The organism is Echinicola shivajiensis (assembly GCF_018642165.1).
Classification (GTDB): domain Bacteria; phylum Bacteroidota; class Bacteroidia; order Cytophagales; family Cyclobacteriaceae; genus Echinicola; species Echinicola shivajiensis.
In genome coordinates this window covers 408,979-434,951 of sequence record NZ_JAHHZM010000002.1, presented here as the reverse complement: position 1 = coordinate 434,951, position 25,973 = coordinate 408,979, and the positions used below count along the sequence as shown (strand labels likewise).

The 25,973-nt window shown below is 39.3% G+C and carries 19 protein-coding genes; 11 read left to right on the top strand and 8 right to left on the bottom strand.

Annotated elements, in window-relative coordinates:
• The first annotated feature begins 165 nt into the window (after nucleotides 1-165).
• Nucleotides 166-2,535 (top strand): TlpA family protein disulfide reductase, encoded by a 2,370-nt coding sequence (locus tag KMW37_RS06280; RefSeq protein ID WP_215223753.1) that lies wholly within the window; start codon nucleotides 166-168, stop codon nucleotides 2,533-2,535.
• 168 nt (nucleotides 2,536-2,703) lie between these two features.
• Here KMW37_RS06280 and KMW37_RS06275 read toward each other — a convergent pair whose 3' ends face one another.
• From KMW37_RS06275 to KMW37_RS06255, 5 genes are all read right to left on the bottom strand, one after another.
• Nucleotides 2,704-3,420, bottom strand: coding sequence for a DUF4198 domain-containing protein (locus KMW37_RS06275; RefSeq protein WP_246581359.1), 717 nt, complete (start codon nucleotides 3,418-3,420; stop codon nucleotides 2,704-2,706).
• Nucleotides 3,421-3,433: 13 nt separating this feature from the next.
• On the bottom strand, nucleotides 3,434-3,760 hold the full coding sequence (locus tag KMW37_RS06270; RefSeq protein WP_215223752.1) for a hypothetical protein: 327 nt from the start codon (nucleotides 3,758-3,760) through the stop codon (nucleotides 3,434-3,436).
• A gap of 101 nt (nucleotides 3,761-3,861) precedes the next feature.
• Nucleotides 3,862-5,178: a PepSY-associated TM helix domain-containing protein gene (locus KMW37_RS06265; RefSeq protein WP_215223751.1), complete on the bottom strand. Its 1,317-nt coding sequence runs from the start codon at nucleotides 5,176-5,178 to the stop codon at nucleotides 3,862-3,864.
• 24 nt (nucleotides 5,179-5,202) lie between these two features.
• Entirely contained in the window at nucleotides 5,203-7,557 is a 2,355-nt protein-coding gene (locus KMW37_RS06260) for a TonB-dependent receptor (protein ID WP_215223750.1), read from the bottom strand.
• A 511-nt stretch (nucleotides 7,558-8,068) separates the two neighbouring features.
• A complete protein-coding gene (locus KMW37_RS06255; RefSeq protein ID WP_215223749.1) occupies nucleotides 8,069-8,689 on the bottom strand; it encodes a DUF2202 domain-containing protein in 621 nt (206 codons plus the stop codon).
• Nucleotides 8,690-9,004: 315 nt separating this feature from the next.
• Here KMW37_RS06255 and KMW37_RS06250 point away from each other — a divergent pair, with 315 nt between their 5' ends.
• Nucleotides 9,005-10,288, top strand: coding sequence for a glycosyltransferase (locus tag KMW37_RS06250; protein WP_215223748.1), 1,284 nt, complete (start codon nucleotides 9,005-9,007; stop codon nucleotides 10,286-10,288).
• Between the two features lie 58 nt (nucleotides 10,289-10,346).
• Here KMW37_RS06250 and KMW37_RS06245 read toward each other — a convergent pair whose 3' ends face one another.
• Complete coding sequence (locus KMW37_RS06245) at nucleotides 10,347-10,799, bottom strand: Lrp/AsnC family transcriptional regulator (protein WP_215223747.1); 453 nt, start codon at nucleotides 10,797-10,799, stop codon at nucleotides 10,347-10,349.
• A 169-nt stretch (nucleotides 10,800-10,968) separates the two neighbouring features.
• On the opposite strand from KMW37_RS06245, the gene KMW37_RS06240 reads away from it, so the two are divergent.
• From KMW37_RS06240 to KMW37_RS06225, 4 genes are all read left to right on the top strand, one after another.
• A complete protein-coding gene (locus tag KMW37_RS06240) occupies nucleotides 10,969-12,102 on the top strand; it encodes a histidine decarboxylase (protein ID WP_215223746.1) in 1,134 nt (377 codons plus the stop codon).
• A 311-nt stretch (nucleotides 12,103-12,413) separates the two neighbouring features.
• Nucleotides 12,414-13,289 carry a bifunctional helix-turn-helix domain-containing protein/methylated-DNA--[protein]-cysteine S-methyltransferase gene (locus KMW37_RS06235; protein WP_215223745.1) on the top strand — a complete coding sequence of 292 codons (876 nt, stop codon included), beginning with the start codon at nucleotides 12,414-12,416 and terminating at the stop codon, nucleotides 13,287-13,289.
• Between the two features lie 70 nt (nucleotides 13,290-13,359).
• On the top strand, nucleotides 13,360-13,965 hold the full coding sequence (locus KMW37_RS06230; RefSeq protein ID WP_215223744.1) for an alpha-ketoglutarate-dependent dioxygenase AlkB family protein: 606 nt from the start codon (nucleotides 13,360-13,362) through the stop codon (nucleotides 13,963-13,965).
• A 204-nt stretch (nucleotides 13,966-14,169) separates the two neighbouring features.
• Nucleotides 14,170-15,105, top strand: a complete 936-nt coding sequence (locus tag KMW37_RS06225; protein WP_215223743.1) for a hydroxypyruvate isomerase family protein — start codon at nucleotides 14,170-14,172, stop codon at nucleotides 15,103-15,105.
• Nucleotides 15,106-15,467: 362 nt separating this feature from the next.
• On the opposite strand, the gene KMW37_RS06220 is transcribed toward KMW37_RS06225, so the two are convergent.
• On the bottom strand, nucleotides 15,468-15,701 hold the full coding sequence (locus KMW37_RS06220; protein WP_215223742.1) for a hypothetical protein: 234 nt from the start codon (nucleotides 15,699-15,701) through the stop codon (nucleotides 15,468-15,470).
• Between the two features lie 615 nt (nucleotides 15,702-16,316).
• Between KMW37_RS06220 and KMW37_RS06215 the strand changes: the two genes are divergently transcribed.
• Together KMW37_RS06215 and KMW37_RS06210 are read left to right on the top strand one after the other, a co-directional pair.
• The gene (locus tag KMW37_RS06215) at nucleotides 16,317-19,334 is read left to right on the top strand and encodes a SusC/RagA family TonB-linked outer membrane protein (RefSeq protein ID WP_215223741.1); all 3,018 of its coding nucleotides are present in this window, start codon (nucleotides 16,317-16,319) and stop codon (nucleotides 19,332-19,334) included.
• 30 nt (nucleotides 19,335-19,364) lie between these two features.
• Nucleotides 19,365-21,041, top strand: a complete 1,677-nt coding sequence (locus tag KMW37_RS06210; RefSeq protein ID WP_215223740.1) for a RagB/SusD family nutrient uptake outer membrane protein — start codon at nucleotides 19,365-19,367, stop codon at nucleotides 21,039-21,041.
• A gap of 44 nt (nucleotides 21,042-21,085) precedes the next feature.
• On the opposite strand, the gene KMW37_RS06205 is transcribed toward KMW37_RS06210, so the two are convergent.
• Complete coding sequence (locus tag KMW37_RS06205) at nucleotides 21,086-22,099, bottom strand: LacI family DNA-binding transcriptional regulator (protein ID WP_215223739.1); 1,014 nt, start codon at nucleotides 22,097-22,099, stop codon at nucleotides 21,086-21,088.
• A 384-nt stretch (nucleotides 22,100-22,483) separates the two neighbouring features.
• Between KMW37_RS06205 and uxaC the strand changes: the two genes are divergently transcribed.
• From uxaC to uxuA, 3 genes are read left to right on the top strand one after another with little or no spacing between them, the layout of a single operon-like run.
• Nucleotides 22,484-23,911: a glucuronate isomerase gene (gene uxaC / locus KMW37_RS06200; protein ID WP_215223738.1), complete on the top strand. Its 1,428-nt coding sequence runs from the start codon at nucleotides 22,484-22,486 to the stop codon at nucleotides 23,909-23,911.
• Nucleotides 23,912-23,946: 35 nt separating this feature from the next.
• Complete coding sequence (locus tag KMW37_RS06195; protein WP_215223737.1) at nucleotides 23,947-24,762, top strand: SDR family oxidoreductase; 816 nt, start codon at nucleotides 23,947-23,949, stop codon at nucleotides 24,760-24,762.
• Nucleotides 24,763-24,782: 20 nt separating this feature from the next.
• Nucleotides 24,783-25,964, top strand: a complete 1,182-nt coding sequence (gene uxuA, locus KMW37_RS06190; protein ID WP_246581358.1) for a mannonate dehydratase — start codon at nucleotides 24,783-24,785, stop codon at nucleotides 25,962-25,964.
• Nucleotides 25,965-25,973: the final 9 nt, after the last annotated feature.

Here is a 25,973-nt window from a genome sequence, read left to right as displayed (position 1 = left end):
TAGGACCCTTTATAAGCAGCTCGGGATTTGGAATCCCGAATAGCTTCAAGCTTTAATCAAATGGGCAAATCAGGCCTTTTCAACCTGAACTAAGTTTTTAATTAAAACTCAATATCTTTTATTACCTTGCCCTTTACTTTCATTATTTAACAATAAATTTTATTTATGAAAAACTTATTTTTAACCTTATTACTTATTGTTCTAAGTTATTTGACATCATTTTCGCAAAACAGGATTATTGAAAACCCTCCTTTTGAAGTCACCACGGCTCCCAATGTAAAAATTACAAGCCTAGAGCTACGGGACACTACAACTGTCTTACATTTTAAGGTAAATTATCCCCCAGGCCGATGGATTAGCGTCGGTACATCAGATACCCGTATTATAAACAGTGCAGGAGGAGAACCCCTATATGTGAAGAAATCTGAAGGTATTGCGCTTAACGAAAGGCACATTATGGACGAATCAGGTGTACACCAATATGTGCTGTATTTCCCCCCTTTGGAAAAAGGAACAGAAAAAATAGATTTCTTAGAAAATCAATGGAAAATCTTTGATATCCATTTGACTGATCAGCCTATTGTAGATTCTCCCTTTCCCCCATCCTTGCTGGGCAATTGGCTAAAAACCGATGGCAGCAATGGCTGGACTTATAGCTTTGATAAAGACAAGCTAATCATGAACAGAAAGGTTTTTACTATTGTAGAAGTAAAATCCAAAAAGAAGAAAGGTGAAATCATCTATCAAACTGAAGATCAACTTAACTCCCTTTTCTACAAAGAAGGAAAAAACGGCCAAATGCTTATAGACTTTTCACCTAAAAACATGGAAACTTATAGTCAGCAAACTACTGAAGTCCCTAGTTACCATATTACCAATGATGACTTTTTTGAGACACCTATCTTCAGCAAAGACAGTGCTGTCTATACAGGCTATATAAAAGGTTACCATCCAAAATTGGGAAAAACAGGTTTATTGCACTTAGACAATGTGCTCACACAAAATCAAGAAAGCTATACTATAAACATTAATCCAGACGGAACCTTCTATGCCAAATTCCCAATGATCTACCCTGAGCAAGCCTATATCAGGCTAATGGGTCGTTTTGAGTCAATCTATTTTGAGCCGGGAAAAACCACTTTCCAGTTAATTGATTTAAAGACTTTACACGATCCTGAAAAAGATGGAAAAACATCTTCCTATTTTATGGGAGACAATGCCAAAATCAATTCAGACCTCGTAGGCATGAGCGGAATTCACAATTTCAATTATCAGGATATGGACTCAAAAATATTGGAAATGGATAGGGATGAATATAAGGCTTACTGCTTTGATATTATGGATAAGGACATGGCTGCATTTGAGACTTATCTGAAGGAGCATAAAGTGTCCAAAAAGGCCAAATTCATTAAAGAAAAATCTATTCAATTTAGGGCCTATTCAAATGTCTTATCCTATAATATGAACCGGGAAAGTGCCTACAGGTCAAAAAATCAGGTTCCTCGCGACCAAAGAGAAATCCCATTGGAAAAATCCCTTTTGGATAAAGATTACCTATCTTTTTTGCAGGAAGCTGACCTAAACAATTCGCTTAATTTAGCAGTAAGTGATTACGATATTCTGATCAATAGGATCAAGTTCACAGATATCATTCGCAATTCTGGCTTCACCAACCCCTACAAAAACTTAGTTTCAGAAATAGATAAAAAAGGTATTAGCCTAACGCAGGAAGAAAGAAATTCCCTTAAATTACTCGAATCTACCAATTCACATAGTGAATTCAATACTGCTGCTAATAATTCAAAAGATATTCTCGAAACTTTTTTTTCATCAAACCTAAGCATGCTAACTGAAATTGTTCAGAAAAACTTAAAAGCTAAATATGCTCAAAACCTCAAAGGAAACCTCGGGATAAAACCAGGACTATTAGCTGATATTATGCTTTCTCAGGACAAGCATAATATTTTGGAATCAGCCTATAATCCCTATACACCAGAACAAGAAAAAGAGGTCCCCACACTTTTTAAAAATCAATTTATAGCCAATTATCTTTTGGAAGTCTTCCAGGGTTTAAAGGACAAAATTGCCGCCATTGAAGAAGAAAATAAAACCGCCAAAGGCTATCATGTCAACGAAACTCCAAAAACAGAAGCAGACCAGCTTTTCGATGCTATGATGGCCAAATTCAAAGGAAAAGTGGTTTATGTGGATTTCTGGGCGACTTGGTGTGGGCCATGTATAGCCGGTATGAAAAAAATCGCTCCTCTCAAAGATGAGATGAAGGGTGAAGACGTGGTATTTGTCTATATCACCGACCAAAGCTCCCCGGAAAAAACTTGGGGACTACGTATCCCCAGCATCAAAGGAGAGCATTTCAGGTTGACTTCCGATGAATGGAATGTACTTTCCCAGAAATTCCAAATTTCAGGTATTCCTCATTACGTATTGGTCAATAAAGAGGGCAAAGTAATCCGAAACAAACTTTATATGAGTAACGCAGAATTGAAAGCTTTGATGAAGGAAAATTTGAATTGAGGATTTAGAAAGGAATTTTAGGCTGTTTGGGATGTAAACAGTGCTGTTCGGGATTTGAAATCCCGGACAGCTTACACGCATTTTACAGAACAGCTCTTATTATTATAAAAAATCCCCATCAAAGTCTTCACCTTGATGGGGTCGTCAGTCAGTTAAAAAATTACAAACCTATTTTTCTATGCTTTGTGTGGCGCATCTCCAGATAAATTCATAAGGAGTTCCGAAATGTTCACCAGATATTTCTTCTGTATAGGTAGCTTCAATGAGGTATTGACCTTTCCAAGGAGTATCGATTGAGATCTCTCCGTTTTCATCAGACTCATAATCTTTGGTCCATCCTTCTGGACTTACCACTACTACTTTCACACCAGCCTTTGGAGTTCCCTTGAAGTAAGTTTTGAATGAAAGTTGTTCCTTAAGACTCTTCTGTGCTGGAGAAATCAAAAGCAAAGCCAAATCTGTTTTATCATCTGTAGAACCCATATCCTTTGCTTTTCCAACACTTATTTGGGTAGCAGTATTAAATTGATAAAGGTATTCTCCTCCCAAGTCCTTGGCAGAATGGCCTATTTGAAGTCTATACACACCGTCCATTTCTGGAACAAAGCTACTGGTAAAATGATCATCCTGTGCTTCAGTTTTTAGAATGGATTTATTTCCGGCAGGATCAATCAACCAAAGCTCAAAATCCTTAACATCCGAATACCAATCTGATACTTGTTCAATTACTCCCTCGGCATACTCTCCATAATAGATTTTCACTTCTTGTTCCACACCTTTTTCCCCTTTAATGGACGTTTCTATCCATAAGGCATGGGCCGATGCACTCCCCATATTGATAATCAATGCAAGGGCAAATAGTAAGCTAAATTTTATTTTCATCATCTTTCTATAAATATTAATTCTTAAATAAATCATCAATTTTCATTTGAATTTGGACTTCCTCCAAGCAGGATTTGAGCCTGTAAAATTCTTCCTCAAGCAGTGAAAATTGTATGTCCATATGATAAGTTTCCAATACGATCCTGTCCACCCCGTCGTAAAAAGGGCTATAATTCCCTTCAAATGAAAGTTCATCCATATAAAGACAAAAACCCTTGAAATCAATTTCACTGAAACCTACCATGCATTGGCCATACATCATTCCTATACGGCCACAATGTTCACATCGGGTCAGGATAAAATCATCTTTCATCATTATTACTTCTGGGCTACAGTAGTTCATATTCATCACTTGAGGTTGAAAAATTAATTTGTGCCTGTAGTCGAAAGAGAGCTTGGTAATGACAGAATATCATCTCCCTTCCATCCACAGGACTTAAAATCTTATACTGTAATTTGATCAGTGCTTTTCACCTTTCTGGACATTTGCCAGCTTTCAGCAGCGTGATCAGATCTGTTTTTTGACTTTCTTGCTTTAGACTTGGCTTTCTTTTTCCTTCCCCACCAGATCAAAAATCCCGTGATAGGAAGACTTGCACATATGAGACTGATAAAAAAGGCCAAAATCTTCCCAGGAAGACCTGCTATGGCCCCCACATGAATGTCATAATTCATCCTATAGACTTTATCACCCAAAGAAGCCTGTGTATATTCTTCTCCATAGACTCCCCCACCATCAGGAATTTCTTCCAAGGTTTTCTGGTCAAAGTACCTGAAACTCCTTCTATAATAAGTACCATAATCCGGATTATACATTACGCCAATGGATGCATTTTCTGCATGGGCAAATTCCACCATCAACTGCCCGTTGGGGTCATTGTATTCCTCCACCATTTTTGCCCAAATTATATCTTCCCCTGCTTCCCCTGCTGGTTCTCTAGGCAAATCTACCAAGATACTATCTGAGCTAGGTTTGGAGAACTCCCTGTATTCTTTCCCTCCAGTCAGGGTCCAATAATACGCTTTGTTAAACCATTGAAAGCCCCAGACCAAGCCGGTTAAGGCCAAAACCATTGCTAAAACCAAAGAATAGAAGCCAAGCACATTATGGAGATCATAGTTCACTCTTTTAAAACTGGCTTTCCATTTTATTTTGAAGCTTTTATCACGATTTGACTTTTTGAGGTTTTTAGGCCACCACATGACCAATCCGGTGATCAATAGCAACACAAAAATCAATACAGAAGAGGCGATGATAGGTTGGCCAATTGTGGGTGGCAACCACAAATAGAAATGACCTGCCAGTACAATTCTGAAAAAATCACGATTTAGGATCTTTTCATGCAAAACCTTTCCGGAATAAGGGTTCATATACACCATGGTATATCCATATTCCTTATCTGAATATGCAGCAATAGCTGCTTTGTCACTACCTGGGTATTGGACACCAAATATGCTGGGCTTTTGGCCATGCTTTTCCTCCACAAACTCCTCAGCTGCTTTACGCAACGCAGAAGGTGGCTTCATGGAAACTTGTCGTGCTTCTACATATTGGTAAGACTGTGTAAAATCCCTGATTTCCTTTTCAAAAGCATATAAACAGCCTGTAATGCTCACGATGAATACAATGATTCCAGAAATCAAACCCAACCAAAGGTGTAGCCAATCATTGACCCTACGGAAAACAGATTTACCGGATGGCTTCTTTTTGACACTTTTGGCGTTTGTGTTAATGTTTGATTGGTTAGAAACAATATCCATAAGTCAGAAATTACAGCTGAAATATTAAAATTTAAATCCTAAGCTAAGACGGGCATTTCTCGGTGCTTCTGCCTGATAGTAATAGTAAGTTGCATAGGCAGATCCAGAATAGAGATATTCATTAAGGACATTAAATACATTAGCCCTTATGATGAGATTATTGTTTTCCCAAGATAAACCACCATCTAATTTGAAATAATCAGGCAAGGACATCTGTCCATCTCCTGGCCAATTCCATGTCGTTCTGTCTCCTTGGAATGTAAAACCAGCACTGATTCCAAAACCTTTCAAGCTCCCATTCTGAAGCGTGTAGGTCAACCAACCATTGGCCAAGTGCTTAGCAAAACCAGCTACAGGTTGACCCACTTGTGAATATTGTTCTGAACGCTCATCTTCCGTGATTTCAGAATCGGTGTAAGCATAGTTCGCCGTAACCACCAAACCTGGAGCCAATTCTCCCCTAGCATCAAATTCAACGCCTTGGGTCCTAGTTTGCAGTTGAAGAGAATAAGGAGCTGTTGGGTTTTCCGGATCAGATACCAGTTCATTGTCCTTGAATATTCTGTACATAGAAAGCCCTGTGCTCCACTTACCATCAAAGAAGTCTCTCTTCAAGCCTATCTCCATATTGTTTCCGGTAATTGGACCGGCAGGATTTCCATTTTTCAGCATTCCCGTTTGAGGTACAAAAGCCTGATCATATAAGGCATATACCGAAGTTTGATTATCCACTGAATAGCTCAAACCCACTCTTGGTGTTATTTTGCTGTCTTCAACAGTAGTCCCATAAGAATTTTGGGAAACATAAGTGTATCTTCCTGCAAGGGTCAGTCTCAGAGAATTATCAAAGAAACCCAGCTCATCCTGCGCATAAAATCCTGTATATGATTGTAAAATAGCCGAAGTGTTGGCTCTTTGTTTTAAGCTGCTACTACGGTCAAACTGCGGTAAGCCATTGGCAGGATAACCATATGATGGATTGTCCAAATCAAATGACTGTTCCTCAGAATCCAATTGATGGGATTGGCTCCAATCAGCTAAATATTCTTTAGTTCCCAAATCCAATCCTGCCAAAATACGGTGATTGATTCCTCCGGTTTTCACCTCTCCATTCAAGTAAACCTGTCCATAAGCACTTTCATTCAATGCATCCCAAATAGACACATACCTGCGTAAACTGGTCCCCTCTATTCCATTCAACCACATGGAACTACCTTCTTGGCTGTAATTGAAATAAGCCAGCTGTCCTGTAACTTTCCAATTGCTATTAATCTGGTGCTGCAAATTGGCCATAATGCTATGGTCATCAATTTTGGTAGGATCTAGGCCTGGTTCAGCAATGGTAAAACTTTGGTCATACTGACCATAACCTTCAGTAGAAAAAACATAAGCAGAACCGACGTTGGACATTTTCACATGCTGGTAGGCATACTCCAAGGTAAGCTTGGTCTTTTCATCCAGTTGATAGCTCAATACTGGAGCTATACTATACCTATTCTGAAATGTATAGTCCTGAAAAGAATTCTGGGACTGCCCCATTACATTCAGTCTATACAGCAACTTTCCATCTTTGCTCAATTTACCATCCAAGTCCAAAGCGCCTCTATAAAGGTCAAAACTCCCAACAGTCAAATTAACGCTTCCTTTGGTCTGACCTGATGGCTTTTTGGTTACCACATTATACATTCCACTGGGATCGCCATTGGACATCATAAAACCAGCTGGCCCTTTAACGAACTCGATATTCTGAACAAAACTCATGTCCTCAGTCAGAGGTCCCCAATTGGAAGTAACATTCATCCCATTTCTGAAAGCCGCTACGCGTGAACCTCTCATATTTACCCGAGCATATAGATTTCCCCAATGCTCGAGACGCGTTGCACCGCTGACATTTCTAAGCACTCCATCGGCCATATCCAAAACCTGCTGATCTTCTAATGATTGTGCCGTGATCACCTGGATATTTTGAGGCGTTTCGATTAAGGGTGCATTCAAACGCAGACTTCCAGAAGCCTTGTCAACCTTATATTCACTCTTTTGGCCTCTTACAGTAAACTCTCCCAGAACTTCCTGAGATTCCTTCAATGCCGCCAAAGGCACGCTGCTTACTTGTCCAGCTCTCACTGATATTTTTCTATGCATGGCCTCAAAGCCCACTGCTGATATATCCAACACATAAGTTCCTACTGGTGCAGAAAATTGATATCCCCCCTCTTCACCAGATGCTGCACCATAAGAAGTTCCTTGAAGTATTACTGAAGCATAAGGTATAGGATTCCCTGCCTCATCCTCAACTTGACCAATTATGGTGCCTTTTTCCTGGGCCATTAGCATATTTCCCAGACATAAAAAAACTAAGAATAGTAGTATCTTTTTCATTCTCCTTATTTAGATTAAGTTTAATTAAGGACAAAACTATAACCTAAAACGCTAACCTTAAAATTATTTAGACTAATTTTAAATAGTATTTTTCTATCAAAACATGAAGCCAATAGTTAAAGCTATTGCCACTGCTAATTAGAGCAAAACCGATAAATGGTGAACAGGTAAATTCAGCTTAGGATCTGATTTATTTTCCAAAGTGCCGTTTTGATCATTAACCTGTGATCATCCAAAATTGCTTGTGATCGCATTTCCCAATGGCCATAGGGAATGTTCCTATGTAAAAATTAAAGCAGCCTATTAAATATGGGCAGACATTGCTATCCTATCTACTGTTAGGTAGAGTCAAAAAATAAAATTCAGCAATTAATCTTAAAAGAGTATCTCTTTATAAAATATAGAAACTAACGAATACCTCAGAATTAAGCTAATACGCGCAATACCTATCTTTCTACCTATTTCTAAGCATAATCCCTAAAATACCCAAAAAAAACCATTCCTCCCTGACTTATCTTCCGCACAGCTCCTTCTCACTAGAAATAATTTCCGAGTATTCATCAATGGAAATAAACTGTGGAGAATAACTTTCACCACCCAAATGGATTACATCAGTAAAAGAACGAAGGTGGTTTCGAGATCCACATTGTAGATTTCCATAGACTATAAGAATATCTGCCAACTCTGTCTGTTCCATTGCTTCCGCTAGATCATATATATCCAAGTCTTCAATGGTAGCCCCCACTTTCAAGGCTTCCATCAATGAAACATCCACTTTTGAGACCAATTCATCATACAAACTTTGTAAGCTAGTATTATCAAATTCCCCTGCTATTTCACTGGCTGGATCCTCCAAATTATACTTTGTCAATAGAACCAAAATGGCATCCATATGAGTTTGCTCGCTATTGCTTATATTCTCGAATATCAAAGCCTGATATTTGTCAAAAGCATATTGATAAACATCCCTTGCTAGCTTTTCTTCCTCACGCATATACAGCAAATCTTTTGCCTCTGCTTCAGTTAAATTAGTTTCCGGAATATTTGGTTGGGGATCCTTATCATCATTACAAGATGTCAACAGAAATACACTGAATATAAGCCCCATTCCAATCATTAGTAAATTTCTCATGACTTATACGCTTTTTTATAGCGCCCTCCTATGCATTCAAGTTACTAATAGTCATGTGCCTGAACAGCGACATAAGTCACACAAATTGTTATTGATTTACCTTTTATAACTAACAATATATATTTGCTAATACAGACTTGATCCTAAATCATATCCAAAGACCCAGCTCAATCTGACCGAAATAAAAATATCATTATCAACACCATACAGCATTATTCAAATAAAATCATCTTCTACCTAAACCTCTTTTTATTAAAACCGGTAAATTGCTATTTGTTTAGACTTAATTTTTCCACTTCACCAAGCAAGCTTACCATGCAAATAAATGATCTAAAGTGGGCTTTCTTTTCCTATGGCCATAACTTAGGAGACTTTACCCGAGCCTTAGAAACTGCAAAAGGGATGAAAAACACTGGGGCAAAAGTTAAATTCTTTAATCATGGCGGTGTCCATAACCATATGATTGGAGCTGCAGGAATCGATGAAGAAAACCTTCAGCCTGAATTATCCTGGGAACAGCACCAGATCATAATGGATATCAACCGCTACAAAGCCAAAGTAGGGACTCCCCTGCCTGTTACAACCGATCAATGGATCAATATGGCTGAAGCTGATTTAGAAGCATTGGCCGAATATAAACCGGATGGAGTCTATGCAGGGCTAAACCTTAGTTGCATGATCTCCATGCCTTATGCAAAGCTTCCCATGGTTACACAGGTTCCTACCGTCAATTGCCCCGCTTTTATCCATCAGGAAATGTATAATATGCCCAATACCATGGAAAGGAATTTCTTTATGCGAAGGGTCATGCCCGATTTCCTTAAGCGAAAAATCATGAAACGGGTCCTACTTAAAGATGCTGCCAAAGCCTCGCTTACAACCTTTAATGAGGCTAGAAAACATTTTGGCCTCCAGCCAATTTATAATATCACCGATCTGGTCAGAGGAGATATTACCCTTTTACCGGACATGCCTATTTTAAGTGGCTTAAAAGAGGAGGATCTCAACCAAGGATATTATTACTCTGGACCCATTTTTTCTCAAATGGATATTCCATTGCCTGAAGAAGTCACTAAAGTATTTTCTAGACCAGGACTAAATATCTTCTGTTCCCTGGGAAGTTCTGGTTTTCCTGAAACCCTTCATTTGATCATAGCAACGCTGAGGGAAAAAGAAAACTTTAATATTGTCTGCAGTACCACCACTATTCTGGATCCCAATGAATTGGGTATTCCATCCGATCGCTTTTTTGCTTGTCGCTTTCTTCCTGCTCATCTAGTCAATCAAATGGCTGATATCGCTGTAATTCATGGAGGGCAAGGAACAGTCCAAACCGCAGCTTGGGCAGGTACACCTGTAGTAGGAATTGGTTTTCAGGCTGAACAGCAAGCTAACCTTGATGGACTTGCCCGTTCCGGGATGGCCATTCGAATCCCTATTTATGATGTCACTCCCAAAAGCTTACTGAAAGCTGTTCATAAGGTGTCATCTCAAAAGTTTATGGACAATGCATCTAAAATCAAAGCAATGGTAAGAGCCACCAATGGTGTCGAGAAAACTGTCGAGATCATGAACGACTTTATCTTGGGTCGCCTTTAGTAAGGTTCATCATCTCAGGAAGATCAACCTTTATTAGGTTTCTTATTCTCCAAGCTATTTAAAAGGAATAGGCTGTATTTTCCTTAATGGAATGCATCACAAAAGCACTATGAATGGTGGAAATCCCCTCTACTACAATTAACTTTTCATTGATAAAATGATGGAAAGCGTGGATATCATCCACCACCACTTTTAACAAAAAATCATAATTGCCCGAAACATGGTGGCATTCCATCACCTCAGGAAAGGACAATACTTTTTCATTAATATCTTCCAACAGTCCCTTCTGATGGCGGGCCATTGTAATCTGACAGTAAGCCTCTATTTCCTTTCCTATTTTGATGCGATCAACCAAGGCAACATAAGTTTTAATGATGCCTTGCTTTTCCAGCTTTTTGATCCGCTCATAGGTAGGGGTAACGCTTAATCCAATTTTACTGGCTATTTCTTTAGTATTCTGCTTGGCATTCTTCTGTAGTTCTGCCAATATCTTCTTATCGACTTTGTCCATTACTAGATTTTATTATCTGATTACTAAACCCTTGGTCAGGTTAAAAAGGTGTTTCACACTATAAAACTATAAATAATAGTTTAATTTTCTAAAATGATACATAAAAACAGACCAAACATCTATTATTCGTATTTTTACATCAAGTTATAAAGAGCAAAAAGCACTAATTATGATCAATGAACCTGCTGATAAAGAACAACTGCAACATCTAATACAAAGGATAAAACAACAGAGCAAATCCCTTTTAGGATATCCTGTTGCTAAGGACTTTAATTACGGACCATTATTGGAATTCCTAAATTACCCTATCAATAATGTAGGCGATCCTTTCGAAGAAACCACCACTTATAAGGTACAGACCAGTGATATGGAACGGGAAGTGATCAACTTTTTTGCGCAACGTTTCAGGGCGAACCCGAAGGATTATTGGGGTTATGTAACCAATGGGGGCTCAGAAAGCAATCTTTACGGGCTTTATATCGCTAGGGAAATGTACCCCAAAGGAATGGTTTACTATTCTGAATCGACTCATTACAGTGTTAAGAAAAATATTCATTTGCTAAACATCCCCAGTATTGTGATTCGATCACAGGAAAACGGGGAAATTGATTATGATGATCTTAAGCAGACACTGCGGTTCAACCGTCATATGCCGGCCATCATCCTGACCACTTTTGGGACCACCATGAAAGAAGCCAAAGATGATGTTTCCAAGGTGAAGCAAATTCTCAAAAAACTGGCTATCCAAGATCACTATATCCATTGTGATGCCGCACTTTCAGGTGCATTTGGGGCATTTATGGAACCCCGCATCCCATTTGACTTCCAAGATGGATCAGACAGCATTTCCATTAGTGGGCATAAATTCATCGGCTCACCGATTCCTTGTGGAGTAATCGTCACCAAGCGATCTTATAAGGACCGCATTGCAAAGGGAATTTCCTATATAGGCTCCATGGATACTACCATTACTGGCTCAAGAAATGGTCTCAGCCCACTATTCCTCTGGTATGCCATCAAATCAATGGGCATTGAAGGATTAAAAGAACGTTATTTCCACAGTCTTGAAGTAGCTCAATACTGCATAGATGAATTGAAAAAAATCGGAATTGAAGCTTGGTCAAATCCTGGCGCCATTACGGTAATCCTTCCCAAACTTTCTGATCATATCAAAAATAAATGGCAACTAGCAACTGAGGATGATATTACCCATGTCATCTGTATGCCAAATGTAACTAAAGAACAAATCGATGAATTTGTCATTGATCTCGTTCACGAGCAGGAAACCATCCTAATTGAATAAATAAAAAGAAGTTTAAATCAAAGCCCATTTACTGCTTAAGATTCAGCAGATGGGCTTTTCTGTTCCCTTCTAATTAGTGTCTCTTTTATAAAACAATCTCTTAAAGATTGTATAAAATGCGGCTAGAATAGCCGCAACGAGTATTGCCATGATTAAGATAGTTTAATAGCACCAATACTAACAAAAACGTTGAAATAAAGTCAGGATTCATGATTCCAGGTGTCAAAAATTATGATTTATCAAAACAGCAATTTTCGGGTGGTGCTTTGCTGAATATCTTATTACTTTTGATCCATAAGGAATAACCAGTTATGCAAAGCCAGGAAAAGATCACCTATCAAAGGGTAGCGGAAGCACTCCAATATCTGCAGGAAAACTTTAAAAAACAGCCCAGCTTAGATGAATTGGCTGAGGAAGCTAGTCTGAGTCCTTTCCATTTTCAGCGCATATTTACTGAATGGGCAGGTGTCAGCCCAAAGAAGTTCCTGCAATTTATTAGTATAGGTCACGCAAAAAAAATCCTCAGAGAAACCAATTCCAATCTTTTGGATGCAAGTATGGAAGCTGGACTTTCTGGAACTGGAAGGTTACATGATCTCTTTGTCAATATAGAAGGAATGACACCTGGAGAATATAAAAATGGAGGAACCAACTTGCAGATCAATTATAGTTTTTCGGAAACTCCCTTTGGTGAGATTCTAGTGGCTTCCACCTCAAAAGGAATTTGTTATATGGCTTTTCTGGAAGATGAGCCTTACACAATAGAGGGCTTAGTTGCCCGCTTCCCCAATGCCACTTTCAAAAACCAAGAAGACCAATTACAGCAAAATGCATTGCGTATCTTCCAGCAAGATTGGACCAGAATGGATCAAATCAAACTCCACCTCAAGGGCAGCGACTTTCAACTAAAGGTTTGGGAAAGTCTCTTAAAAATCCCTATGGGTAAACTCACAACTTATGGACAAATAGCAGAGAAAATTGACAATCCCAAAGCTTCCAGAGCTGTGGGAACTGCCATTGGAAGCAATCCAGTTGCCTTCCTTATCCCCTGCCATAGGGTAATTCAAGCGAGTGGTATCTTTGGAGGCTATATGTGGGGCCCCATCCGAAAAACCGCTATTATTGGTTGGGAAGCAACCTTACAAGATGCTAGACACAAGATAATAGAACCAAGAAAAAATTACTGACTTCATTCAATCACTGTATTCTATCTTCCTATTTCAAACCCCGCACTCCCCCTGCTTCGTACTTCAATACATGGATCTCTTTAGCCAAAACCAATTGACCAATCTACTCCCATATGACGGGACGGTTCATTACTATGGAAAGATCCTCAATGAACAACAATCCCAGTTTTTCTTTGAAAAGCTAATGTCCAATATTGAATGGCGCCATGATGAGGCCGTTATCTATGGTAAACATTATACTACCAAAAGAAAGGTTGCCTGGTATGGAGACAAGCCCTATGATTATAGCTATTCCAACACCACCAAACAGGCGCTTCCTTGGACAGAAGAACTCAAACAGTTAAAAACATTGGTAGAAGAAAAGGCCGATGTAAAATTCAATTCATGCCTTTTGAATCTTTATCATGATGGTTCTGAGGGAATGGCCTATCACAGTGACAGTGAAAAATCCTTAGGGGAAAATACCGTAATCACCTCCCTTAGCTTGGGGGCAGAGCGCAAATTCACTTTCAAACATAAAATCAATAAGCAAACTGTTTCTAGGATATTGGAAAACGGTAGTCTCCTAGTCATGCGTGGTGCTACCCAAAGCCATTGGTTACACCGCCTACCTCCTACGAAAAAGATCACTAGGCCCAGGATCAGTCTGACTTTCAGAACCATTGTCGACCAATAAGATCTGAAGCCGTGGATTTATAACTCACCTTTCAAAATTTCACTGAAGCACTATTCAATAGCTCAAAACCAATAATAACTTTTTCAGTTAATCATAAAAGAATTCCCTTGTGTAAGGCTTTATTACTATATATATTAGTCGGATTTTGAAATTCAAACTATCAACTGAAAACCTTAAATATATCTGCACAAACAATTATTCAATATGAAAAACCTTAATAACCAAAGAAGAAGTTTTTTAAAAAATGCAGCACTCAGTGGAGCACTGGCCACTTTTACCGGAGGGCTCTCACTTGCTGAAGCCAAACAACAAGAGGAACTGAAGAGAAGGGCTTTTAACATGAATTACGCGCCACATTTCGGGATGTTCAAAAACCATGCAGGCGACGATTATGTAGACCAGATCAATTTTATGTCCGAGCAGGGATTTCCTGCAATGGAAGATAATGGTTTGATGAAAAGGTCTTTGGAAGATCAAAAACGCATAGGTGCTGCCTTGGAAAAAAACAATATGACCATGGGTGTTTTTGTGATCGACCCCGGATTCAACTGGAAAGTAGGCTTGACCACTGGCAAGGAAGAGTTTAAGGAAGCTTTTGTAAAAGAATGTGAAAAGGCTGTGGAAGTAGCTAAAATTGTCAATGCTAAATGGATGACGGTGGTTCCTGGATACTTCGAGAGAAGATTACCCCTTGATCAACAAACCGCAAATGTTATCGATGCTTACCGTAGAGCTGCTGAAGTTTTTGAACCACATGGATTGACCATGGTTATGGAGCCTTTGAGTGATAATCCCGATCTATTTTTAAGACATTCCAATCAAGGTCATTTGATCTGTAAGGCAGTAGACAGCCCTGCCTGCAAAATCCTATATGATATCTATCATATGCAAAGAAATGAAGGAGACCTGATCAAGAATATGCAGTTATGCTGGGAGGAAATTGCCTATATCCAAATTGGTGATAATCCTGGGCGTAAAGAGCCGGGTACAGGAGAAATCAATTATAAAAACGTCTTTAAATGGATAGACGAACAAGGCTTTAAAGGCGTTTGTGGAATGGAACATGGTAACGCTTCTCCAGGAAAAGAAGGAGAAATGGCCCTATTAAAGGCCTATCATGAAGCAGATTCATTTAAATGATGTAATAAAAACATAAAATCCCGGAACAAAATTCCGGGATTTTTACTTTGCTATTATTCATTTGGGAATTGAACTTATTTATACAAAGTATCTTATTTATTTATGTTTGGGACTAACACTTCTATCAATATCAATGCCATTATACTTAGATAATGTGGCAATGATAAAAATTGGAAAATAGCCCCATTTCACTAATGTCAATCCTGCAAACGACTCAAATAAAGCGCCAACCAAGGCCCCTAAAGTTCTCGCAAACCCTACCACTGCTAAGAGTGTAAAAATCAAAAGTGTGTTTTTCCTCCTCCCATTAATTGTCCAGCTCTTGCTGATCATTTTATCGGACAACCAACAAAACGGAAACTTCACAAATCAGATGTGAAATATATGAAAATAAAAGGCAAGGCCAATCCTCTCAAATCTAAATTGTAATCCAAAGCATCATTACTGTTAAAAAAATCAAGTAACCATGTAAGGTAAAACCACCAAATAGGATCGGTTCTCAACTTCCCCATAGCAATGACACAAACATCTCTCCTCTTTAGCATACTTTTCCATGGAGAATTTTCCTGCCCTTTTTCATCTGGATTCTGAATCATGACCAAGGTCCCATTATTTTTCTTGATATGCTGCTAAGGCATTTTTAGATTCTCCACCAAGTCATAAGAAGTGATATTCTTTTGTCTATCAAATAACCCACCAATACAAATCCAAAAGGATGAGCATATTTAAAATCGGCATCTACATAAGCCACTTAAATTTTAAATTCTCCAATTAACTCACTATTTAGATTGTCCTAGGATTCCAATCCCAACATGGCTTTACTTTTCCTTTATCCATCATGGTAAAGGAAAGTATGTTGAGATCAATATGCCTAATTAAAGTTGCCTTAAACAATAATGCAACCACCCTCCTTTTATAATTTACTAGGATCTTTTCTACTGTTTTAACTTAATAGCCAATTATTTTATTTCATCACCATAAACATTGATTTGACACTATATAAAAACAATTTTACAACCTTTCATCATAGAATATAACCTTTAAACCTACTTTTTTAACGAAATCGATTCCGTAAATAAATCACCATTTAACCTTGAAATAGCATTATTCTATTCATAATTTAATAAATGTAGAAATGTACTTTATTCTAATTTTTACAAGTAACCCATAACCTTGAACTTTATTTAATTAACAATAACCTATAAATAACTATGCAAGACAGATTCTACCCAAAAGTAGCATTTATGCTATTATTGTTGGTTTTGTGTGTCCCGGTTTTTGGACAAAATGTCCAAATAAGTGGCACCATAACTGATGAAGGCGGACTGCCCATCCCGGGTGCCGCAGTATTAGTAAAAGGTACAAGTAAAGGTACTGCCGCAGATATCGATGGAAAATACCAACTATCTGCCCCATCCGGTAGTACGCTCCAATTTTCATTCATTGGCTATATCTCTAAAGACGTACAAATAGGCAACCAAAGTACTATCAACGTCACTTTGGAACAGGATCTTTCTGATCTGGAAGAAATAGTGGTAGTCGGCTATGGTACAGTGAAAAAGAGCCAACTAACAGGCGCAATTTCATCCGTGGGAGCAAAAGAAATTGCAGAACAGCCCATCACCGATGCGAGGCAAGCTTTACAGGGCCGTACTTCAGGTGTGGATGTGACTTCTCCAGGAAGTAAGCCTGGCGCAGCCCCTCAAGTAAGGATCAGAGGGCGCCGTTCATTTAATGCCAGTAATGATCCGCTCTTTGTAGTGGATGGTATTCCTATTGCTGGCGGCATCAATGACATCAACCCAAATGACATCACCTCAATGGAGGTTTTGAAAGATGCCTCAGCTACGGCCATCTATGGTTCCAGAGGAGCTAATGGAGTAGTTTTGGTAAGCACAAAAAGAGGAACTACTGGCAAAACAGTGGTATCTGTAGATTCCTATTATGGTGTCAATCAATCCTTAGGAACCATTGAGGTATTTGATGGGCCTGCATTTGCAGAGTACAAAAGAGAGTCAAGAAGGGCTACAGGAAATTATCCGCAAGGACCTGCTACCCCGGAGGCTGATGAGGCACTTTTTGAACCCGTGGAATTAGAGGGGATTGCACAAGGCAGATCCACCGATTATATAGGAGCATTATTGAGAAAAGGCAGTATCCAAAGCCATCAAGTAGGTGTTTCAGGTGGTAGTGAAAAAACACAATTCTTTATCTCAGGAAATTATTTTCAAGATAAAGGTGTGATCATAAACCAAGATTTTACTAGGTATAATTTCAGGGCAAATATTGATCACAAGATTAATAAAAAAATCAAGATAGGTACTTCTACCCTAGTCTCGTACAGTGAAAGAAATGGAGAAAACTTCAATCCTATTGGCGGAGCCATGCAGGAAAATCCATTGGGCAAACCTTATGATGATGAGGGAAACCTAATATTCCTTCCAACAACTGATGGATTGAGAACTAACCCATTGGCTGAAATCGTACCTGGAGCCAATATGGACCTGACCAAACGGTATAGGATATTCAACAGTATCTTTGGAGAATGGAATATAGCTGAAGGCCTTTCTTATAGAGTTAACTTTGGACCAGACATCACCATAGATAGAAACGGCAGATTTACCGGATCCATGACCAATTCAAGAAGAGGCGGAAGTCCAACAGGCAGTATCAGCGAAAATTTCCGGTTCAACTATACCTTGGAAAACATCGTGACCTATACCAAGAGTTTAAAGGACATGCATAACTTCAGGTTCACTGGTCTTCAGTCCATTCAAAATGACAATTACGAAGAAACCAATATTGGGGTATTGGGAATTCCCGCTGAATCCCAATTATTCCATAGACTAGGGGACGCAAGTCAGATTACTTCAGCAAACACCAATTTGACCCAATGGACCTTGCTATCCTTTATGGGAAGGTTGAATTACGATTTCAAAGGAAAATATCTTTTGACCGCTACATTGAGAGCTGATGGATCCTCCAGGTTTGGGGAAAACAATAGATTTGGATACTTCCCTTCTGTGGCTTTAGGTTGGAACTTGACTGATGAAGCTTTTATTGGCACCTCCGATTTTGTGGACCAATTAAAACTTAGAACCAGCTATGGCTCTATAGGAAACCAAGCTATAGATCCTTACCAAACCCAACCTTTATTAGGTAGAACTTCCTATGCTTTTGATAATACGCCTGCTTACGGTTATGGCCCAAATACCATTGGAAATCCAAACCTAAGATGGGAAACTTCTTCTACTTTCAACCTTGGTGCTGACTTTGCCTTCTTTGCGGGCAGGATCAACGGTAGTTTGGAATATTATATCACCACAACTGAGGACCTTTTGGCACCACAACCGCTACCAAACTCAACTGGTTTCGGAGGGTTTACCACCAATATCGGTAAAACCAGAAACAGAGGGGTTGAGCTGACGCTTTCAAGTGTAAATATTGACAAGACCAATTTCAGCTGGTCTACAGATTTCATCTTTAATAGAAATAGGGAAGAAATCCTTGAACTACCTAATGGAGATGATATTTCTGCTGGTAGATTTGTTGGAGAAGCCTTGACGGTATTTTATGATTACAAAAAAATTGGCATTTGGCAAACAGATCAAGAAGATGTGGCCAACACTTATGGCGACAATGTAGGTGAAATCAGGGTGGAAGACATCAATAATGATGGACAGATCAATGCTGATGACCGACAAATCCTAGGCTCGGCAGTACCGAATTTTGTACTTGGTATGACCAACCGTTTCAATTATAGAAACTTTGACCTGTCCTTCTTTATCTATGGAAGATTTGGTTCTATGATCCGCAGCAGGTTCCATGACTCTTTTAATTCACTATTCGGAAGATATAATAACCTAGCGGTCAATTACTGGACTCCTGATAATCCAACCAATGATTATCCAAGGCCAAACCAAAATCAAGAAAGTCCAAAATATGCATCCTCTATGTCTTATTTTGATGGCACATTCATCAAAGTGAGGAACATCAATATTGGCTATAATTTCTCCAATGAAATTGCTTCTAAAATTGGGATGAGCAGCTTGAGAATATACAGCAGTATACAGCAACCATTCATCTTTTCCGAATACAGAACCAAGCATAAGGGAATAGATCCTGAAGTGTTCATCGATGGAGACCAAGGTGCAGGAGGCGGTGAGGTAAATGCCAATATCAGCCCTGCAATTACCTCTATCACCTTTGGGATCAACGCCAAATTTTAAGCAGCTTTTGGACCTTAAAAATGAAGTAATATGAACATATATAAAATAAAGAACAAACTTTCTTCACTGGCAGCTATTGGGATTTTGGGCGCTGGAATTTTGGCCTTCACTTCCTGTCAGGGAGTTTTGGAAGAAGATGTAATCTCAAAAATCGGCAACGATTATATGAATACCCCAAGTGGGTTAAATGATGGTATCAATGCAGCCTATAGTACTATGAGACCCTTCTACGGTACTGAAGAAGGAAATAACTTGACCATTTTTGGAACAGACACCTATACCAACGGTTCTGATGGAAGTTGGAAATTCATGAATTCTTATACTTCCCAATTTGACACTAGAAATGGACATATCAGAAATATTTGGAACGCATTTTATGAAGGCATCAATACCTGTAATGCGGTAATCGATAGAGCACCAGAAGTTACTGGAATGGATGAGGGTACCAAAGCGCAAAGAGTGGCGGAAGCCAAATTTATTCGCGCTCATCATTATTTCTTGCTCACCCAATTCTTTGGAGGTGTAGACTTACAACTTAGTGAATCAGTGGTTCCAAGCAAGGAAGTAACTAGATCAACAGTAGCTGAGATGTATACGGCCATCATTAATGACTTGGAATCTGCTATCCCAGATTTAGAGCCAAACATGAGGTCTAACGATTATGGTCGTGCAACTCGTCCAACTGCAGAGAACTTACTTGGTTTAGTATATCTAACAAAGGCCAGCACTGAGGCACAGGAATCCGGAGACTATGAAAATGCGGAAAACCTTTTCAAAAAAGTCATTAATGATTATGGCTTTCAATTATTGCCTGATTTTGCCAAAGTATATGAATTTGGAAATGAAATTAATGATGAAATCATTTTCTCCATTCAATATACCCGTGACCCACTGAACAATGGCAATGGAAACAGAGCACATTTATATTTTCTCATGGAATATGATGTTCAGCCAGGTATGGAAAGGGACGTAGCCAACGGAAGACCTTGGAAAAGGTACCGCCCTACTGATTATACCTTGAACACAATATTTGCTAATAGGGATATTGATAGTAGGTACAATAAGTCTTTCAAACATGTATTCAAAACCAATAAACCGGGGACTTATAATACCACATTTGATCAATCCAAGTCTAGCGTTACCTTTGCTGAAGGTGACACGGCCATTTATATCCCTGGTTATGAGATTTCCGAAGCTGAAAGGGCTGAAAAACCTTATCAGGTGCTTACTCCCAGTCTCTATACAGATAAACTTTACCCAACTTTAAACAAGCACTTGGATCCGGGGAGAGCGGATAAAACTCAAGCCGAAGGGGGAAGAGATTACGTGGTTTTCAGACTTGCAGACACCTATTTGCTACTAGCAGAGGCCCAACTGATGCAAGATAAAACTGCTGAAGCAGCCGCCACTATCAACACCATCAGGAGAAGAGCAGCCTGGCCAGGAATGGAAGCGCAAATGGAAATCACTCCTGCTGAAATGACCTTTGAGTTCCTAACCGAAGAAAGAGCCAGGGAATTACTCGGAGAGCAAAAAAGGTGGTTGGATTTGGTGAGATGGGGAATTCTTGTCGAAAGGGTAAAAATGTATAATACGCTTGGAGCTGACAATATTCAGGATTTCCATGTTCTCAGACCTATTCCGCAAGATCAAATTGACCGGACCACAGGAGGCAATGATGCATTCCCACAAAACCCCGGTTATTAATTCCAAAAAACAATAAAAAAGCCGCCTTTTAAAGGGCGGCTTTTTTATTTTGAAGACTTTCTAATATGCAATGTGGAGGGTAAAACAACAATTTCATCCTTGAAATCTGGAGCATTCTTCTTTGTCAACTTATTCATCAACAAACTAGCTGCCTGTCTCCCAAATTCATGAGTCGGCTGAGAAATTGTAGTCAGGCTTGGATTTAATAGATCAGCAATTTTCATATTTGAAAAACTGACCACTTTTAAATCTTCTGGCATGTTTAATTTGAGTTCACCTGCAACGTAATAAGTGGTGATAGCAAGCTTCTCCACTGCTGCCAATATACCATCAGGTCTTTCATCTCCACTTAAAAATTCCTTGATCAGCTGATGGTTTGTTTGGTCCTCCTTGCCACACATAAGGATAAGATCCTCATTCATCTCCAAACCATTATCTTTCAAGGCATCTGTATAACCTTTTAAACGTTGCTGACTAATGGAAATCTCTTTTGAAAGTAGTAAGAAGGCAATCTTTTTGCATCCCTGCTCAATCAGATGCTTGGTAGCCTCATAGCCACTTTCATAACCATTCGTAACAAATTTGGTAGTGGGAATACTATTACAAATTCTATCAAAAAATATCAATGGAATACCCTTTTGGTGCACCCTGTTCAAATGCTCCGTATCCTTGGTCTGGTGAGAAACAGACATCATAATCCCGTCCACCCTTCCATTCAACAAATGGGTCACAATCTCCTTCTCTCTCTCCACATTTTCATGCGTATGATAAACCAACAAATGGTACCCAAACTGTTGGGTGATTTCCTCTACCCCCTCTATGACCTGGGAAAAGAAATTATTGACCAGATCGGGAATGATCATGGCAATGGTCTTACTCCTATGCTCCCTTAAGCTTCTGGCAAAAGGGTTGGGTTGGTAATTCATTTGATCAGCCATAGCCAAAACCCTTTTCTTGGTTTTTTCGCTTATCTCATGGCTATCATTGAGTGCCCTAGAAACTGTAGATGGGGCAAGCTGAAGTGCCTCCGCCAACATTTTGATGTTTACTCCACTCATAATTCTGTAACAAAAGATTTATTCCAACATCAAATTTAAACTAATTCCTCAATTACTCTCAGCCCTAAAAAAATTAATTCTTTCAAAATGGTTAACTGTCCTTTACTTGCCTGCATGAGTACGAAAACGATTCCGTGATTAAAGTAGATTAATTACTAAAAAAACCAACAAACATTAGCTATTATTACTTATTGAAATGGCGCATCTAAATTCGATTTAGGCGGTTTCAAAAATCTTATTTTATAAACCCCTTTTGAATCAATATTTCTTCTTAAATCAGGGGATAACTCTGCACCAATACCAATCATTGTTTTGGATTATCCTTTAATTAACCAAAGAAACGAACAGCAGCTTTTCAAAAAAATAAGTGAATATTTGAATATTATGAATACCACCCAAACAACATCTAGCTCAAAATTTATTCAAGAGGATTTTTTGCTTCAATCTGATATGGCCAAGGTGCTTTATCATGATTATGCAAAAGAAATGCCCATCATAGATTACCACTGTCACCTTTCTCCAAAAGACCTGGCAGAAAACAGAAAATTCGAGAACATTTCTCAGATTTGGCTTGCTGGTGACCATTATAAATGGCGTGCCATGAGAGCCCTGGGAGTCAATGAAAAATATATTACTGGAAACGGTACTGACCTGGAAAAATTTGAAAAGTGGGCCTACACGGTTCCTTATACGATGAGAAATCCTTTGTACCACTGGACCCACTTGGAGCTATTACGTTACTTTGGAATAGATGAATTGCTAACGGCTGATAATGCCGCTGAAATTTATCATGAAACCACCCGCCAATTGCAGGAGGATTCCCATAGTACCCAATCTCTATTGACGGAAATGAAAGTCAAAACAGTCTGTACTACAGATGATCCAACGGACACCTTGGAATATCACCAGAAAGCTGCCAATGAAGGCATGGCGATTGGGCTTTTCCCTACTTTCCGCCCTGACAAGTCCTTTGCCGTTGAAGACCCAAAAGCCTATGTAAGCTATTTGGAGAAGCTATCCTCGGCTAGTAATATCCAGATTGACAGCCACGAAAAATTAATGGCAGCCCTGGAAAACAGAATTGCCTATTTTCATGAAATGGGAGGAAGATTGGCTGACCATGGCCTTGAGCAACTATATTTTTATCCCATGGGCACTTATGATATCGAGTCCCTATTCAAAAAAGTCACTTCAGGCCAGCATATCAACAAGGACGAAACAGCCTATTTTAAGTTTGTTACTTTAATTGAACTTTGCAGGCTTTATCATGCCAAAGGATGGACCCAACAATTCCACCTTGGAGCCTTGAGAAACACCAACGAGAGGATGTTAGCCACTTTGGGACCAGACACTGGTTTTGATTCTATTGGGGACTTCAGTCAGTCAAAAGCCCTTGCCCAATTCTTGAATGAACTGGATAAAAGTGACCAACTTTGTAAAACCATTCTTTATAATCTTAACCCAAGGGACAATGAGGTAATGGCCACCATGGCTGGAAACTTTAATGATGGCTCCATCCGTGGAAAAGTACAGTTTGGTTCTGGCTGGTGGTATCTTGACCAAAAGGATGGCATGGAAAAGCAAATGAATGTCCTTTCCAATATGGGCCTTTTGAGCTGCTTTGTGGGCATGTTGACTGATTCCAGGAGCTTTCTTTCATTTCCTCGTCACGAGTATTTCCGCAGAACCCTATGTAATCTATTGGGAAATGATGTAGCAAACGGTGAATTACCCGCGGATGAAAAATGGTTGGGAAAAATGGTCCAAGACATTTGCTACAACAATGCCAAAGATTATTTCAACTTCCAATAATCTCAATTAGTATATCTTAAAATTTAAATAAAAATATGTCTGCACTATTTTCTGTAAAGGACAAAATCATATTAATCAGCGGTGCTACGGGTGTACTGGGTAATCAGATCACCCAGTATCTTGCCCAAGAAGGTGCTCAGGTAATTATATTAGGAAGAACACCTAAAAAAATAGAAGAGCTGGTCAGCCAAATCAAAGACAATGGAGGGAAAGCCTATCCATTGCTTGCTGATGTCACTGATAAAGAAGCACTCGAAACTGCCAAACAGCAAGTTGAAAAGGATTTTGGAAAGATTGATGTATTGATCAATGCAGCTGGAGGAAACATGCCCGGAGCCATAGTTACTCCAGACCAAAAAATCACTGATTTAAAGATTGAAGAAGTAAAAAAGGTAATGGAGCTCAATTATTTGGGTACCTTGATGCCTATACAGGTATTCACCCCTTTACTATTGAAAAACCCAGAGGCTAGCATCATCAATATTTCCTCGATGGCTGCTTCAAGACCCATGACAAGGGTAATAGGCTATGCATCTGCCAAAGCTGCTATTGACAATCTCACCAAATGGTTAGCGGTAGAGTTCTGTCAAAAATATGGCAAGAAATACCGCGTAAATGCCATTGCTCCCGGATTTTTTCTGACCGAACAAAACAGGACCTTATTGACTCAAGAAGACGGCAGTTTAACCGATCGTGGTAACCAAATCATCGGTCATACTCCAATGGACCGATTTGGAAATCCAGAGGATTTGTTCGGAGCAGTGGGATTCCTATGCAGCGATGCTTCTAAATTTGTTACCGGAACAATCATCCCCATAGATGGTGGTTTCAGTGCTTTTAGCGGGGTATAACTAATAGAATAAGCTAAACAATGAAAGCAATAAAAAAAATGGAGCAAACCATGAGATGGTATGGCCCCAATGACCCAGTAACCTTATCAGATATCAGACAGGCCGGAGCCACCGGCATTGTTTCAGCTTTGCACCATCTTCCCAATGGAGTGGTTTGGAGCAGAGAGGAAATCAAAAAGAGAAAAGATACCATCGAAGCTGCAGGTTTAACCTGGTCTGTGGTGGAAAGTATCCCGGTACATGAAAATATCAAGACCAGAACCGAGCAATTTCATGAATATATAAACAATTACAAGCAATCAATAGAAAACCTGGCAGCAGAAGGCATCCATACGGTTTGTTATAATTTCATGCCAGTATTGGATTGGACAAGAACGGATTTGGCTTATGAATTGGAAAATGGTTCCAAGGCTTTGAGATTTGAATTACAAGCTCTGGCAGCCTTTGACCTTTTTATCCTTAAGCGCCCTAACGCAGCAGCTTCCTATTCTCCAGAAATAGTACAAAAAGCTGAAAAGTATTTCCAAAGCATGACCGAAGAAGCAAAGCAATTGCTTACCAATAATATCATCGCCGGACTTCCCGGCGCTGAAGAAGGTTATTCGGTAGAAGATTTCCAAAAGGTTTTGGATACTTATCAGGGCATAGATGAAAAAGTATTGGCGGAAAACCTCAAGCTGTTTTTGGATGAAATCATCCCGGTAGCAGAAAAGAACAGGGTTTTTATGGCCATACATCCAGATGACCCTCCATTTGCCATGTTTGGATTGCCAAGAGTGATGAGCACCATCAATGATGTGGAGAGGCTGCTTACTGATAATGGAAGTGATTATAATGGTATTACATTTTGCACAGGTTCCTTTGGTGTAAGAGCAGACAATGACCTGCCTCAGATCATTAAAGACTGGGGAAATCATATCCACTTTATCCACCTTAGAAGTACCCAAAGGGATGCCGAAGGTAATTTCCATGAAGCCAACCATCTTGAGGGTGATGTGCCAATGATTGAAGTCATGCAGGAATTGATCAAAGTGCAGGCCAGAAGGCAAAAGTCATTGCCTATGCGCCCTGACCATGGTCATCAGATGTTAGATGATTTAAGAAAAACCACCAACCCTGGCTACACTGGGATCGGCCGCCTTAAGGGGCTGGCCGAACTCAGGGGCTTGGAGTTAGGATTGATATATAGCATGAAGCAATAAAAAAGCAGG